Here is a 13,874-nt window from a genome sequence, read left to right on the forward strand (position 1 = left end):
CACCAGGGCCAGCCCCGCGCCCCGCACCAGGGCCAGCCCCGCGCCCCGCACCAGGGCCAGCCCCGCGCCCCGCACCAGGGCCAGCCCCGCGCCCCGCGCCCCGCGCCAGGGCCAGCCCCGCGCCCCGCACCAGGGCCAGCCCCGCGCCCCGCGCCCCGCGCCAGGGCCGCAAGAACACGTCCCCCTTTAGGGTTCCGCTCACCGGATGTTCCGGACGCGACCACGCAATCCCCGACAAGCTGACACTCCCCGCTGCGGCCATCCGCCCCCGCACCCCGGAGGAGCCCGCCCCCGTGAGCATGCCCCCGAGCCCGCCTCGACGGCCGGCTCTGGCTCAAAGCCACCCTCCTCAACCCCCACACCCGCCCCCACGACCTGGCCGCCCTCCTCGACCTGGTGGAAGGACACACCCCCCGATGAACACACCCCCACAACCCGGCGCCGACACCCCCCGCGACCTCGTCGGCATCGGCATCGGCCCCTGCAACCTCTCCCTCGCCGCCCTCGCCCACCCACTCGCCGAACTCAACGCCGTCTTCTACGAACAACGCCCCCGCTTCGACTGGCACCCCGGCCTCCTCATCGACGGCGCCCGCGTCCAGGTCCCCTTCCTCGCCGACCTCGTCACCCTCGCCGACCCCACCAGCCCCTGGACCTTCCTCAACTACCTCAAAACCCACCAACGCCTCTACCCCTTCTACTTCGCCGAGCGCTTCCACACCCCACGCGCCGAATACGACACCTACTGCCGCTGGGTCGCCGACCAACTCCCCGGACTCCACTTCCGCCACCAGGTCGACGCCGTCCGCTGGAACCCCGAACGCGACGTCTTCGAGGTCGACCACACCCAACTCGACACCGCCGGCGAAGCCGAAGCCCTCGGCCGCACCCACACCCGCAACGTCGTCCTCGGCATCGGCACCGAGCCCTACATCCCCGACGCCCTGCGCCCCCTCGTCGACGCCCCCGGCGTACCCGTCGTCCACGCCGCCGACTACCTCACCCACCGCGACACCCTCCTCGCCGCCGGCCACATCACCGTCGTCGGATCAGGACAGTCCGGCGCCGAAGTCTTCCTCGACCTCCTCCGCCACCGCCCCGCCGGCCACGAACAACTCCACTGGATCGGCCGCACCGACGCCTTCGCCCCCATGGAGTACTCCAAACTCGGCCTCGAACACTTCACCCCCGACTACACCCGCTACTTCCACGCCCTCCCCGAAACCACCCGCGACCGCCTCACCACCGCCCAATGGCAACTCCACAAAGGCATCGACGCCACCACCCTCGCCGCCATCCACGACGAGCTCTACGACCGCACCCTGGGCGGCGGCTGGCCCGACACCGTCCTCACCCCCGGCGTCCGCGTCCGCACCGCAGGACGCATCGCCACCACCAAGATCGAACTCCACCTCGAACACATCCAGCAGAACACCCGCACCCGCCTCACCACCGAGGCCGTCGTCCTCGCCACCGGCCACCGCGAACGCCCCCTCGACCGCATCCTCGCCGGCCTCGACCCCTACATCCGCCGCGACAACAGCGAACGCCCCCGCGTCGACGAACACTTCCGCCTCATCCTCGACCCCTCCGTCACCGCCACCGGCTGCAACGTCTACGTCCAGAACGCCGAACGCCACACCCACGGCGTAGGCGCCCCCGACCTCGGCCTCGCCGCCTGGCGCAGCGCCACCATCCTCAACACCCTCACCGGCAAAGAGACCCACCCCCTCCCCACCCGCACCGCCTTCACCACCTTCGGACTCGAACAACACCAACCCCGAGTCCCCCAAGCCCGACAGGCCCCCACCCTCACCCCCCTCGTCGACCGACGCTAGAACGCGAAAGGCGGTGCTCACCCAGTGGCCGACCGGACCACCGCATGAAACACCGACCCGCGGAGCGACAAAGCCCAAGAACCCCTAGAAGACCGGCGTACCCTCACGCGTCAGCTTCCAGTCCACCGACGCGAAGTCCTTCGGATCCAGCACACCCTTCGCCGTCACCCACTCCGAAATCCGCGTACGGATCTCCGTCGACTCCGCCCACAGCTCCTGCGCCGACGCCACATGCGGGAACGCGCCACCACCATTGGCCCGGTAGTTGTTCACCGCCAGCACGAACTGCTGCGCATCGTCCAACGCCACCCCACCGAACGTCAGGTTCTTGATCCGCGAACCCGCCGCCTGCGCGATGTCGATCTCGTACGCCAGACCCGACACATAGTCGTAGTTGTAGTCCGGACGCCCCGCCGCGTTCGTCAGCTTCTCCGTGTCGACCACCGCACCCGCCGCCGTCTGCACGAAGTACTGCGCCGAATACTCCAGGTACGCCCGCACCTGCGCACCCGTCAGCAACTTCGCCACCAACGTGTTGTCGTACACATACAGACTCGACAGGTCCCGGATCGTCACCTCGCCGGCCGGGATCTCCGACGTACGCGAGAACGGCGACGCCTGCGCGATCACCGGCAGCGAGGCATACGACGTACCGGCCAGCGCCGCCTTGACGACATCCTCCTGCACCCTCGTGATCAGGTCGATGATCGGAGCGTCCTTGTACCGCGCCTCCACCGTCGTCAACGTCTCCGTCGCCGAACCGACCACCTGATTGACGTACGCCACGACCTTCGCGTGCTCGTCACCCAGCAACTTCGTGATCTTCGGATCATCCGCGACCGTGTTGGAGTTCAGCACCTTCGAAGCAACGGACTCGACCGTCCACCGCCCCTTCTCGAACACCAGCTCCACGTCGAACACCGACAGCCGCTCCGCATACGCCAGCGGCTCCGACAACACGACCGTCTTCCCGGTCTTCGCGTTGACGACCTTCAGCTCCGGGATCTCCACATGCGCGTGACCCACCAGAACCGCGTCGATGTCCGGCACCTGCTGCGCCACCAACGCCGCCGAGTTCTCCACATACGGCAGCTGGTCACCGTACGACGACGTACCCGACGAACCCGAGTGCGCCGACACGATCACCACGTCCGCACCCAGCGACTTCAGCTTCGGCACCCACTTCGCCGCCTGCTCCTCGAGCCCCGGGAACGCCAGCTTGCCCTGCACATACGCCTTGTCCCAGATCGCGATACCCGGGTTCGTCAGCCCGAGGACGGCCACCTTCACCGGCGGCGCACCCTTCACACAGAACGTCTTGATCACGTAGGGCTGGAACGCCGGCTTCAGCGTCTTCGCGTCCACCGCGTTCGCCCCGAGCAGCGGGAACCGCAACTGCGACTCGAACTTCCGCAGCGTCTCGATGCCGTAGTTGAACTCGTGGTTGCCCAACGCCGCCGCGTCATACCCGATCGCGTTCATCGCCTGCGCCATCGGATGCACCGGACCACCCTTGGCGGTGATCGGATCCACCTTCGCGTAGTAGTACGTCAGCGGAGTGCCCTGGATCGTGTCACCCGCGTCCAGCAGCAGCGTGTTCTCGCGCCCCTTCTCCTTACGGATCTGGTTCACCAGCGTCGAGATACGCGCCAGCCCCTGCGCATTACCGGCCGCGTCCTTGTACTCCGCGTCCTTGAAGTAGTCCCAGTTGAAAACGTGACCATGCAGGTCGGTCGTCCCCAGCACGGTCAGCGCGTACCGCTTCGGCTGCTTGACCGGCTTCCCCGGCCTCTTCGCCTCGGCGGCCCGCGCCGGAGCCACGGCAGCACCCGCGATCGCCACCCCCGCCCCGGTCACAGCGGACTTCTTCAGGAACTTCCGGCGATTCAACGGCATGTCTCATGCTCCTCGGGGAAAGGTTGACGACGCGCGTAGATTCTGACCCGGGCATGACCGACGGCAACAGGTCCAGGAGGTTTCGATCTGGTGACCAGCACGGTCAACTCCCCCCAGGGACCAGGGAAAGCCATGACAAGGTAGGACGTATGACCTCCCCGCAGAATCCCCCGTACGGCACACCCGACGCCCCCCTCCTCACGGTCCGCGGCGAAGCCGAACTCGAAGTCGACCCCGAGATCGCCCGCATCGGCATCACCATCACCGCCCGCGGCCGCGACCGCCGCACCACCCTCGACGACCTCACCCGCCGCAACACCACCGTCCTCGACCTGATCAAGTCCTACGGCGACGCAGTCGAGAACCTCTCCACCGGCGCCGTATCCCTCACCCCCGAACTCACCCACCGCGGCCGGGGCGAACGCGTCCGCACCCACCACGGCACCATCCACCTCACCGCCGAACTCAACGACTTCACCGCCCTCGGCGAACTCACCACCCGCCTCGCCGACCTCGACCTCACCAGGATCGACGGCCCCTCCTGGGAACTCCGCCCCACCTCACCCGTCCACCGCCAAGCCCGACAGCAAGCCGTACGCGAAGCCGTACAACGCGCCAACGAATACGCGGAAGCCCTCGGCACCACCGTCGCCGCCCTCCTCGAACTCACCGACACCGGCACAGCGGGCGGACGCCCCCGCTCCGCCTTCGACCGCCGCGCCGTCCGCTTCTCCATGGCAGCCGCGGACACCGAGACCGCGGCACCCGAGCCCCTCGACCTCGAACCGCAGCGAATGCAGGTCCGGGCCGACGTCAGCGCACAGTTCACGATGAACCCGCCGAGCCTGTGAATTCACCCATTCGGAGAAACCGAAGCATCCTGGGCGGTCAAGGAATCCGGAAAACGGAAAAGCGCTCATCAGAGCGGCAGTCCGCACAATTTATTGGTTGACGCCATTTGACAACAACCCTTCACCCAAAGGTTGTTGAGCGGCCACGCCCTCCAAATTCCCTACCCACCGGTAAGACATAAGCTCGAAACATGCGCCGAGCGAAAATCGTCTGCACCCTGGGCCCCGCCACCGACACATACGACCAGATCAAAGCCCTGGTCGACGCCGGAATGGACGTAGCCCGCTTCAACCTCAGCCACGGCGGCCACGCCGAGCACGAGGAGCGCTACCACCGCGTCCGCAAGGCCTCCGACGAGACCAGTCGCAGCGTCGGCCTCCTCGCCGACCTTCAAGGCCCGAAGATCCGCCTCGGCACCTTCACCGAAGGCCCCGTACTCCTTGAACGCGGCGACACCTTCACCATCACGGTCGAAGAAGGAGTGGAAGGCGACCGCCAGCGCTGCGGCACGACCTACGCCGGCCTCGCCACCGACGTCACCACCGGCGAACGCATCCTCGTCGACGACGGCAAGGTCTGCCTCGAAGTAACGGAGATCGACGGCCCCCGCGTCCACACCCGCGTCATCGAAGGCGGCGTGATCTCCGACCACAAAGGCCTCAACCTCCCCGGCATCGCCGTCTCCGTCCCCGCCCTCTCCAAAAAAGACGAAGAAGACCTCCGCTGGGCGCTCCGCACCGGCTTCGACGTCATCGCCCTCTCCTTCGTCCGCAGCGGCCGCGACATCCTCGACGTCCACCGCATCATGGACGACGAAGGCCGCCGCCTCCCCGTCATCGCCAAGATCGAAAAGCCCCAGGCCGTCGAGAACATCGACGACATCGTGGCCGCCTTCGACGGGATCATGGTCGCCCGCGGCGACCTCGGCGTCGAGATGCCCCTCGAACAGGTCCCCATCGTCCAAAAACGCGCGATCAAACTGGCCAAGCGCAACGCCAAGCCCGTCATCGTCGCCACCCAGATGCTCGACTCCATGATCGAGAACTCCCGCCCCACCCGCGCCGAAGCCTCCGACGTCGCCAACGCCGTCATCGACGGCACCGACGCCGTCATGCTCTCCGGCGAGACCAGCGTCGGCAAACACGCCATCCAGACCGTCCGCACCATGGCCAAGATCGTCGAAGCGGCCGAAGAGGACATCCTCGCCAAAGGCCTCCCCGACCTGACCGAAAGCAACAAACCCCGCACCCAGGGCGGCGCCGTCGCCCGCGCGGCCGCCGAGATCGGCGACTTCCTCGACGCCAAGTTCCTCGTCGCCTTCACCCAGAGCGGCGACACCGTCCGCCGCCTCTCCCGCTACCGCTCCCCGATCCCCCTCCTCGCCTTCACCCCGGAACCGGCGACCCGCTCCCAGCTGAACCTGACCTGGGGCGTCGAGACGTTCCTCGGCCCGCACGCGGACTCCACGGACGCGATGGTCGACCAGGTGGACGAGCTGCTCCTGAGGTACGGCCGCTGCCAGAAGGGCGACGTGGTGGTCATCGCGGCGGGTTCACTCACCGGGGTGTCGGGCTCGACGAACCTGGTCCGAGTCCACCACGTCGGAGAGGACGACAGCCCCAAGTAGGGGTCAGTACTTGGGGCCTACATGGGTGTCCATGAGAGTGACGGAGGCCTTGCGGGCGACGGAGATGTTGAAGGGGATTCCGTTGCGGGTGCAGTAGGTCCACTCGACGCCCAGCTTGTCGAGGGTGTCCGTGAAGAGCCCACGGATGTCGCCGGACAGGTTGGTGAAGAAGTAGCGCGGGTATTCGTAGCGCTTGCGCTCGCCGCGGACGGTCTTCTCGGTCCAGTTGATGATTCGGCAGCCATCTGAGTGGATGAGTCCGCGAATGAACTCCCAGGGATGTTCGTTGACGATGGCCTGCTGCCAGGGTTCGAGGACGATCCGCCGCTGGTGCTTCTTGCCGGGGCCGTGCTGTGGGAACAGGCGGGGCCAATGCGGGTAGTAGCCGACTACTGATACGTAGCCCACTGCCTGGACGCGGTACGCCGTGTGGGCGGGACTGATCGTGCGGACGGCGGCTTCGCAGGCGTCGATGAGGCCCGGCCAGGCATCCGCGCACGCGATGCGGAGGTAGTGGCCGCCGCGGGGATGAGGGCTGATGCATCCGTCGCCCAGGTAGAGGCCGAGTAGGTACGAGTACGAGACTCGGTCGCTCGGTGGGTCAGGAAGCGGGGCTGCCATTCGGGGCAGCGGTTCAAGTCGGTCCTGCCACGAGCGAATTGCGGCGCGTGAGATGCCTGTTTCCCGGCTTACGGAGTTGAGGCTGCGGCCTTGTGAAAGCAGCGCGATTGCTCGCTTGCGTGTGCTGACGTCGTACATGTGCCCACTCTGTGAGCGTGATCGCGATGACACGCAGCAAAAAGCGGATGTTCACCAGAACGGGAACATCCGCTTCCTAATGTCAACCTTGGAATCGAAGGAAAAGTGCCCCGGGTCGGACTCGAACCGACACTGTATGGGTTTTGAATCCATTGCCTGCTGCCAATTGGGCTACCGGGGCTCGATGAATCAAAGGTTTCCCTTGACCCTCCGCGCACCCACCTTACCGCAGCTAGGTAGGCTCTTGTGAGCAGTACCCATGTGCCCTGAACGAGGAGCCCCCGTGACCGCCCCCGAGTCGCCCCAGCCCGTAGACGCGCCCGACGACGACCAGTCGCACGTGCCTCCGCTGACGACCCGTGTCGTCATCGCCGAGGACGAGGCGCTGATCCGTCTCGACCTCAAGGAGATGCTGGAGGAGGAGGGCTACAGCGTCGTCGGCGAGGCAGGTGACGGTGAGCAGGCCATCGAGCTCGCCCGCGAGCACAAGCCGGACCTGGTCATCCTCGATGTGAAGATGCCCAAGCTGGACGGCATCTCCGCCGCCGAGAAGATCGCCGAGGAGCGCATCGCGCCCGTCCTCATGCTGACCGCGTTCTCGCAGCGTGACCTCGTCGAGCGGGCGCGTGACGCCGGTGCGATGGCGTACCTGGTGAAGCCGTTCAGCAAGAGTGACGTCGTCCCGGCGATCGAGATGGCCGTCTCGCGGTTCACGGAGCTGCGGGAGCTGGAGAACGAGGTCGCGGACCTGACGCTGCGGCTGGAGACGCGCAAGCTGGTGGACCGGGCGAAGTCGATTCTCCAGACGGAGTACGGGCTGACGGAGCCGGCCGCGTTCCGGTGGATCCAGAAGACGTCGATGGACCGGCGGATGTCGATGCAGCAGGTCGCCGAGGCCGTCATTCAGGACGCCGACGAGAAGAAGTCGTCCAAGGGCTGAGCCGCCCGGATATACGTAAACGACGAGGCCCGCGCCCGGAGAAGGGGCGCGGGCCTCGTCGTATGCGAGGGGCGGGTTCAGTCCTCGCCGAGGTACGCCTTGCGGACGGACTCGTCGTGGAGGAGGTCCTGGCCGGTGCCGGAGAGCACGATCTTGCCGATCTCCATGACGTGGCCGTGGTCGGCGAGCGACAGGGCGGCCTGGGCGTTCTGCTCGATGAGCAGGATCGTCATGCCCTGCGACTTGAGCTCGGCGATGGTGGACATGATCTTCTGCATCATGATGGGGGAGAGGCCCATGGAGGGCTCGTCCAGCATGAGGAGCTTGGGCTGGGACATGAGGGCGCGGCCCATGGCGAGCATCTGCTGTTCGCCGCCGGACAGGGTGCCGGCGGCCTGCTTGCGGCGCTCTCCCAGGATGGGGAAGAGGTCGTAGGCGCGCTGGATGTCCTTGTCGATGCCCGCTTTGTCGCTGCGGAGGAAGGCTCCGAGGCGGAGGTTGTCCTCGATCGTCATGCGCGGGAAGATGTGCCGCCCCTCGGGGGAGTGGGCGAGTCCGAGCGAGACGATGTCGTGGGCGGGGGTCTTCTTCAGCGATTTGCCGTTGAATTTGATCTGGCCGCCGACGGGCTTGAGCAGGCCGGACAGGGTGCGCAGGGTGGTGGTCTTGCCGGCGCCGTTGGTGCCGATCAGGGTGACGACCTCGCCGGCCTCGACCTTGAACGAGATGCCTTTGACGGCTTCGATCTTGCCGTAGGCGACCCGGAGGTCCTCGACTTCGAGCAGTGCGGTCATCGGTCGTTCTCCTTGCCGGGCGCGGCGTCCGTCGGGGTGGCGGCGCTTTCGGCGTTCGCTTCGGCGGCCTCGACTTCGGCTGTCTCTTCGTCGCCGGGGGCGTTTTCGAAGGGTTCGCCGAGGTAGGCGGCGACCACTCGTTCGTCGCCCTGGACGGTCGCGCTGTCGCCTTCGACGAGTTTTTCGCCTTGTACGAGGACGGCGACGCGGTCGCAGAGGTTGAAGATGAAGCGCATGTCGTGCTCGATGACGAGGACGGCGATGCCCTTGTCGCGGATGGCGAAGACGAGCTCCTCCGTCGCGCGGGTTTCCTGGGGGTTCATGCCGGCGGTCGGCTCGTCGAGGAGGAGCAGTCCGGGTTCGCTGGCCAGGGCCCGGGCGATCTCCAGCTTGCGCTGTTCGCCGTAGGGGAGGTTGCGGGCGAGGTGGTCGGCCTTCTTCTCCAGGCCGATGAACTCCAGGAGTTCCATGGCGCGTTCGCGGGAGGCGGCTTCGGCCCTGTGGAAGGAGGGGAGGCGCAGGACGGCCGACCAGAAGCCTTCTTTGGTGCGGGTGTGGCGGCCGACGAGGACGTTCTCCAGGACGGTCATGTTGCCGAAGAGGCGGATGTTCTGGAAGGTGCGGGCGATGCCGGCGGCGGTGACCTTGAAGGATTTGGGGGGCAGTACGTTGCCCTTGAAGCGGACCTCTCCCTCGGTGGGGATGTAGAGGCCGGTGAGGCAGTTGAAGAAGGTGGTTTTGCCGGCGCCGTTGGGGCCGATGAGGCCGACGATCTCTCCGCTGTTGACGGTGAGGTCGACGTTGCGGACGGCGGTGAGGCCGCCGAATCGCATGGTCACGCCGCGGGCGTCGAGCACCGTTTCGCCGACAGGGGCGTCCTTGGTGGTGGTGTCGGTGGTCATGGTGGTCAGGCCCCTGCCTTCGTGAGGACGGTGGGCGCTTCCGCGTCTTCGTGGAATTCGAGCTGGCGGCGCCGGTTGGGGATGAGCCCCTCGGGGCGGAAGCGCATCAGCAGGATGAGTGCGAGACCGAAGGCGAAGAGCTGGTAGTCGCCGAGGAACTGGAGCTTGTTGGGGATGAGGAACAGCAGGGACGCGCCGATGAGCGGACCGCTGATGGTGCCCATGCCGCCGAGGACGACGGCGGCGAGGAGGAAGGCGGAGTTGGGGGGGATGGGGCCGGCGAAGAGGTACTGCTCGGGTGTCACGGTGTAGGTGACGTGGGCCTGGACGGTGCCGGCGAGTCCGGCGAGGGAGGCGCCGACGGCGAAGGCGATGAGCTTGACGCGGAAGCCGTTGATGCCCATGGCGAGGGCGGCGGTCTCGTCCTCGCGGATGGCGACCCAGGCGCGGCCGATGCGGGAGTCGCCGCTGCGTCGGAAGACGAGGACGACGACGGCGGTGATGATCAGCATCAGGAAGAAGTAGTTGGCGAAGCGGCCGATGCTGAATCCGGCGATGTCGTGGACGGCGCCGAAGTCGAACCCGAGGATGTTCAGGTTCGGGATGGAGGAGATGCCGTTGGAGCCGTTGGTGATGTCGGGGCCGGAGGTGCCGTCGAGGTTGTTGGCGGTGATGCGGAAGATCTCGCCGAAGCCGAGGGTGACGATGGCGAGGTAGTCGCCGCGCAGTCGCAGGGTCGGGGCGCCGATGAGGACGCCGAAGACGAGGGATGCGCCGGCGCCGACGAGTGCGGCGGCCCAGAACGGGAAGTGCACGTCGAAGGGGGAGCTGGGGGACCCGGAGACCATGGCGGCTGCGTAGGCGCCGACGCCGAGGAAGGCGACGTAGCCGAGGTCGAGGAGGCCGGCGAGGCCGACGACGATGTTCAGGCCGAGGGCGACGGTGGCGAAGATGAGGATGTAGACGCCGATGGTCGCGTACTGGTCGTCGGTCTGGGTGAAGGGGAAGAGGGCGGCGGTGACGAAGGCGCCGCAGGTGGTGATGCTCTGGTGCCGGGCGGTGATCTGGCTTGCCTGGGCGACGAGGCCGGCCTTGTTGAGGGCGGCGAAGCCGAAGCCCGCGGTGATGAGGAAGCCGACGAACAGTTCGTCGTACTCGGTGCCGATGCCGTAGGTGAAGACGGTGAGGCCGAGGGCGAGGACGGCGACGATGATCAGGATCTCGGCGTAGGAGGGCAGCTTGCCGACGGGCTTGGCGGTGCCGGAGGCGAAGGCGGTTTTGACGGTCTCCCACTTGTGGGCGGCCTTGTGCCTGGTGTGCTCCCACGAGGTGTCGTCGGGGTCGATCGGGTCGGCCTCGGGGTGCTCGAAGGGCAGGGCGAGGGCGCCGAGGAAGGCGGCGAGGCTGCCTATGGCGACGAGGTAGCCGCCGATTTCGAGGTTGACGACGCCGCCGAGGTCGGTGCTGATCGCGATGACCGTGTACCAGCTGGTGGCGAAGGTGGCGAGGGCGGCGAACTTGATGGCGCCGTCGCCGCCGGCGGGGATGAGCCAGCCGAGGCCCTTGATGCCGTAGGTGGCGAGGGCGAAGAGGGTGGTGAGGGCGGCGCCGATGAGGACGAGGACCTGGAGGCCGCCGGGGTAGCCGTAGACGGTGAGGTCGCCGGGGAAGGCGGAGGTCCAGGTCCAGGCGAGGAAGGTGGAGATGATGGTGAGGATGCCGCCGCCGGTGGCGAGGGCGCGGCCGGCGGCTGCCGGGATGCCGATGAGGCCGGCCTGCGCGGAAGCGGGCTTGTCGAGCGCTTCGGCGGTGGTGGTCTGTGTCGTCATCGGTGTCACGCCCTGTCCGCGACGCGCTCGCCGAGCAGGCCCTGTGGCCGCAGCAGGAGCACGAGGATGAGGAGTACGAAGGCCCAGACGTCGGCCCAGGACTGGCTGCCGAACTTGTCCATGCCGGGGATGTCGGCGATGTAGGCGGTGGCGATGGTTTCGGCGATGCCGAGGACGACGCCGCCGATCATGGCTCCGTAGATGTTGCCGATGCCGCCGAGGACTGCCGCGGTGAAGGCCTTGAGGCCGAGGATGAAGCCCATCCGGAAGTCGATCTGGCCGTACTTGAGGCCGTAGGCGACGGCGCCGACGGCGGCGAAGGTGGCGCCGAGGGCGAACGCGATCACGATGATGCGGTCGGTGTTGACGCCCATGAGTTTGGCGGTGTCGGGGTCCTGGGCGGTGGCCTGCATGCCGCGTCCGGTGCGGGTCTTCATGACGAAGTAGGCGAGGATGCCCATGCTGATGGGGGCGGCGATGAGCAGGAAGACGTCACCGGTCTGGATGGTGACGTTGCCGATCTCGAAGGGTCCGCCGGGGATCTCGGGGAAGGTGCGGGCGGACTTGGCCTCGGGGTACCAGGCCCACACGGCCTGCTGGAGGGCCAGGGAGAGGCCGATGGCGGTGATGAGCGGGGCGAGACGTGGGGCGTTGCGGAGGGGACGGTAGGCGAACCGTTCCGCTCCCACGGCGATGGTCACGGAGACCATCACGGCTCCGACGAGCATCAGTGGCAGGGCGATCGCCATGGATGTGCCGTCGGGCAGTATGTACGCGTAGACCGTGAGAGCGCCGAACGCTCCGGTCATGAAGATCTCGCCGTGGGCGAAGTTGATGAGCTGGACAATGCCATAGACCATTGTGTAGCCGATGGCGACAAGGCCGTACATGGATCCCAGTAGCAGGCCGTTGACCAGCTGCTGCGGCAGTTCGTTCACCGCATGTCCTCCGAGACGGTTCGGATGTTTCGACGGGGGGCCGGATGCGAGTCCGCGCGGGGCGCCTGTGGAACAGCGCCCCGCGCGGCTCAGCTGTGGTGCGGGTGTGGGTCAGCCGGTGTAGGTGCCGGACTTGACGGCCTTCCAGGCGCCGTTCTCGACGGCGTAGACGGTGAGCTGCTTGTTGGTGGCGTCGCCGTACTCGTCGAAGGAGACCTTGCCGGTGACGCCGTCGAAGGAGACGTTCTGGACGGCGGCGGTGACCTTGGCGCGGGCGTCGTCGGGCAGCTTGCCGTCGTTGTCCGCGACGACCTTCTTGACGGCCTCGATGATGGCCCAGGCGGAGTCGTAGGCGTAACCGCCGTAGGCGGAGTACGCGTCCTTGTAGCCGGCCGCCTTGTAGTCGGCGACGAACTGCTTGGCGGAGGGGAGTTCCTCGACGGGGGCGCCGACGGAGGTGGACAGGTCACCGGTGGCGCTGGCGCCGGCGAGCGGGATGTAGTCGGCGGAGTTGATGCCGTCACCGCCGACCAGGGGGATCTTGGCGCCGGCGGCCTTGATCTGCTTGCTGAGCGGGCCGGCCTGCGGGTACTCGCCGCCGTAGTAGACGACCTCGGCGCCGGAGTTCTTCACCTTGGTGGCGACCGCGGAGAAGTCCTTGCTGTCGGGGTTGATGTGCTCGGTGCCGACGATCGTGCCGCCGAGCTTCTTGAACTCCTCGGTGAAGGTGCCGGCCAGGCCGGCACCGTAGGTCTTCTTGTCGTCGATGACGAAGACCTTCTTCTTCTTGGCGTCGTTGAAGACGTACTGGGCGGCGAACGGGCCCTGGACGGCGTCCGTGGTCGCGGTGCGGAAGTACGACTTGTAGGTGCGCTTCTTGGTGTTCTGCCAGTCGGCGCCCTGGGTGAGGGAGACGCCGGTGTTGGCCGGGGAGATCTCGACGAGCTTGGCGTCGTCGAAGACCTTCTGCATCGATTCGGCGACGGAGGAGTTCAGCGGGCCGACGACGCCGAGGACGCTCTTGTCGGCGACCAGGGCGGCGGCGTTCTGCTGGCCCGCGGAGGGCTGTGCCTGGTCGTCCTTGGAGACGATCTTGAAGGTGACGCCGTCGACGTACTTCTGCTTGTTGGCGTTCTTGACGGCCAGGTCGGCCGAGTTCTTGATGCCGAGGCCCATGGCGGACAGGTCGCCGGTCAGCGGCGCGTCGACACCGATGGTGACGGTGGTGCCGCCGCTGTCGGTGCCCTTGTCGTCGCTGTCACGCGAGCCGCAGGCGGTGAGGGTGAGTGCTCCCGCGGACAGCGCGGCGGTAATGGCGATGAGCGAACGTTGACGCACGTTCCAGTCCTTTCCCTGGGCGGCTCTCCCCCCTGGAAGAGGCCGAGTCGAGCGCTGAGCCGGAGGGGTATTCCAGCCGCGCGGTGACTGGGCGTGACTCTAAGCGGGTGAAGCTGACGGAGAGGAGGGTCTGGCCGATGCTGTGACGCTCTTGTTATGAC

11 protein-coding genes and 1 tRNA gene are annotated in these 13,874 nt (G+C 67.3%); 4 read left to right on the forward strand and 8 right to left on the reverse strand.

Annotated features, from left to right (window positions below):
• The first annotated feature begins 416 nt into the window (after nt 1-416).
• Entirely contained in the window at nt 417-1,838 is a 1,422-nt protein-coding gene (locus tag ACFWBD_RS16805) for a lysine N(6)-hydroxylase/L-ornithine N(5)-oxygenase family protein (RefSeq protein ID WP_385667336.1), read from the forward strand.
• An 84-nt stretch (nt 1,839-1,922) separates the two neighbouring features.
• Here the strand turns inward: ACFWBD_RS16805 and ACFWBD_RS16810 are convergent, their stop codons facing one another.
• Complete coding sequence (locus ACFWBD_RS16810) at nt 1,923-3,734, reverse strand: bifunctional metallophosphatase/5'-nucleotidase (protein WP_385667337.1); 1,812 nt, start codon at nt 3,732-3,734, stop codon at nt 1,923-1,925.
• A gap of 149 nt (nt 3,735-3,883) precedes the next feature.
• On the opposite strand from ACFWBD_RS16810, the gene ACFWBD_RS16815 reads away from it, so the two are divergent.
• Both ACFWBD_RS16815 and pyk read left to right on the forward strand, forming a co-directional pair.
• A complete protein-coding gene (locus ACFWBD_RS16815; protein ID WP_385667338.1) occupies nt 3,884-4,585 on the forward strand; it encodes an SIMPL domain-containing protein in 702 nt (233 codons plus the stop codon).
• A 191-nt stretch (nt 4,586-4,776) separates the two neighbouring features.
• A complete protein-coding gene (gene pyk, locus ACFWBD_RS16820) occupies nt 4,777-6,213 on the forward strand; it encodes a pyruvate kinase (RefSeq protein ID WP_385667339.1) in 1,437 nt (478 codons plus the stop codon).
• A gap of 3 nt (nt 6,214-6,216) precedes the next feature.
• On the opposite strand, the gene ACFWBD_RS16825 is transcribed toward pyk, so the two are convergent.
• Together ACFWBD_RS16825 and ACFWBD_RS16830 are read right to left on the reverse strand one after the other, a co-directional pair.
• A complete protein-coding gene (locus ACFWBD_RS16825; protein WP_385667340.1) occupies nt 6,217-6,972 on the reverse strand; it encodes a transcriptional regulator in 756 nt (251 codons plus the stop codon).
• Nucleotides 6,973-7,078: 106 nt separating this feature from the next.
• A tRNA-Leu gene (locus ACFWBD_RS16830) sits at nt 7,079-7,153 on the reverse strand.
• A gap of 102 nt (nt 7,154-7,255) precedes the next feature.
• On the opposite strand from ACFWBD_RS16830, the gene ACFWBD_RS16835 reads away from it, so the two are divergent.
• The gene (locus ACFWBD_RS16835; protein WP_385667341.1) at nt 7,256-7,912 is read left to right on the forward strand and encodes an ANTAR domain-containing response regulator; all 657 of its coding nucleotides are present in this window, start codon (nt 7,256-7,258) and stop codon (nt 7,910-7,912) included.
• Nucleotides 7,913-7,989: 77 nt separating this feature from the next.
• On the opposite strand, the gene ACFWBD_RS16840 is transcribed toward ACFWBD_RS16835, so the two are convergent.
• From ACFWBD_RS16840 to ACFWBD_RS16860, 5 genes are all read right to left on the reverse strand, one after another.
• On the reverse strand, nt 7,990-8,706 hold the full coding sequence (locus tag ACFWBD_RS16840) for an ABC transporter ATP-binding protein (protein ID WP_385667342.1): 717 nt from the start codon (nt 8,704-8,706) through the stop codon (nt 7,990-7,992).
• Nucleotides 8,703-9,608, reverse strand: coding sequence for an ABC transporter ATP-binding protein (locus tag ACFWBD_RS16845; protein ID WP_385667343.1), 906 nt, complete (start codon nt 9,606-9,608; stop codon nt 8,703-8,705). The genes ACFWBD_RS16840 and ACFWBD_RS16845 overlap by 4 nt, the downstream gene beginning before the upstream one ends.
• A gap of 5 nt (nt 9,609-9,613) precedes the next feature.
• Nucleotides 9,614-11,437, reverse strand: a complete 1,824-nt coding sequence (locus tag ACFWBD_RS16850) for a branched-chain amino acid ABC transporter permease (RefSeq protein ID WP_385667344.1) — start codon at nt 11,435-11,437, stop codon at nt 9,614-9,616.
• 5 nt (nt 11,438-11,442) lie between these two features.
• Entirely contained in the window at nt 11,443-12,375 is a 933-nt protein-coding gene (locus tag ACFWBD_RS16855) for a branched-chain amino acid ABC transporter permease (RefSeq protein WP_385280907.1), read from the reverse strand.
• Nucleotides 12,376-12,486: 111 nt separating this feature from the next.
• Nucleotides 12,487-13,713, reverse strand: a complete 1,227-nt coding sequence (locus ACFWBD_RS16860) for a branched-chain amino acid ABC transporter substrate-binding protein (RefSeq protein WP_385667345.1) — start codon at nt 13,711-13,713, stop codon at nt 12,487-12,489.
• Between the last annotated feature and the right edge of the window lie 161 nt (nt 13,714-13,874).

It is taken from the genome of Streptomyces sp. NPDC060002 (genome assembly GCF_042737245.1).
In the GTDB taxonomy this organism is placed as follows: domain Bacteria; phylum Actinomycetota; class Actinomycetes; order Streptomycetales; family Streptomycetaceae; genus Streptomyces.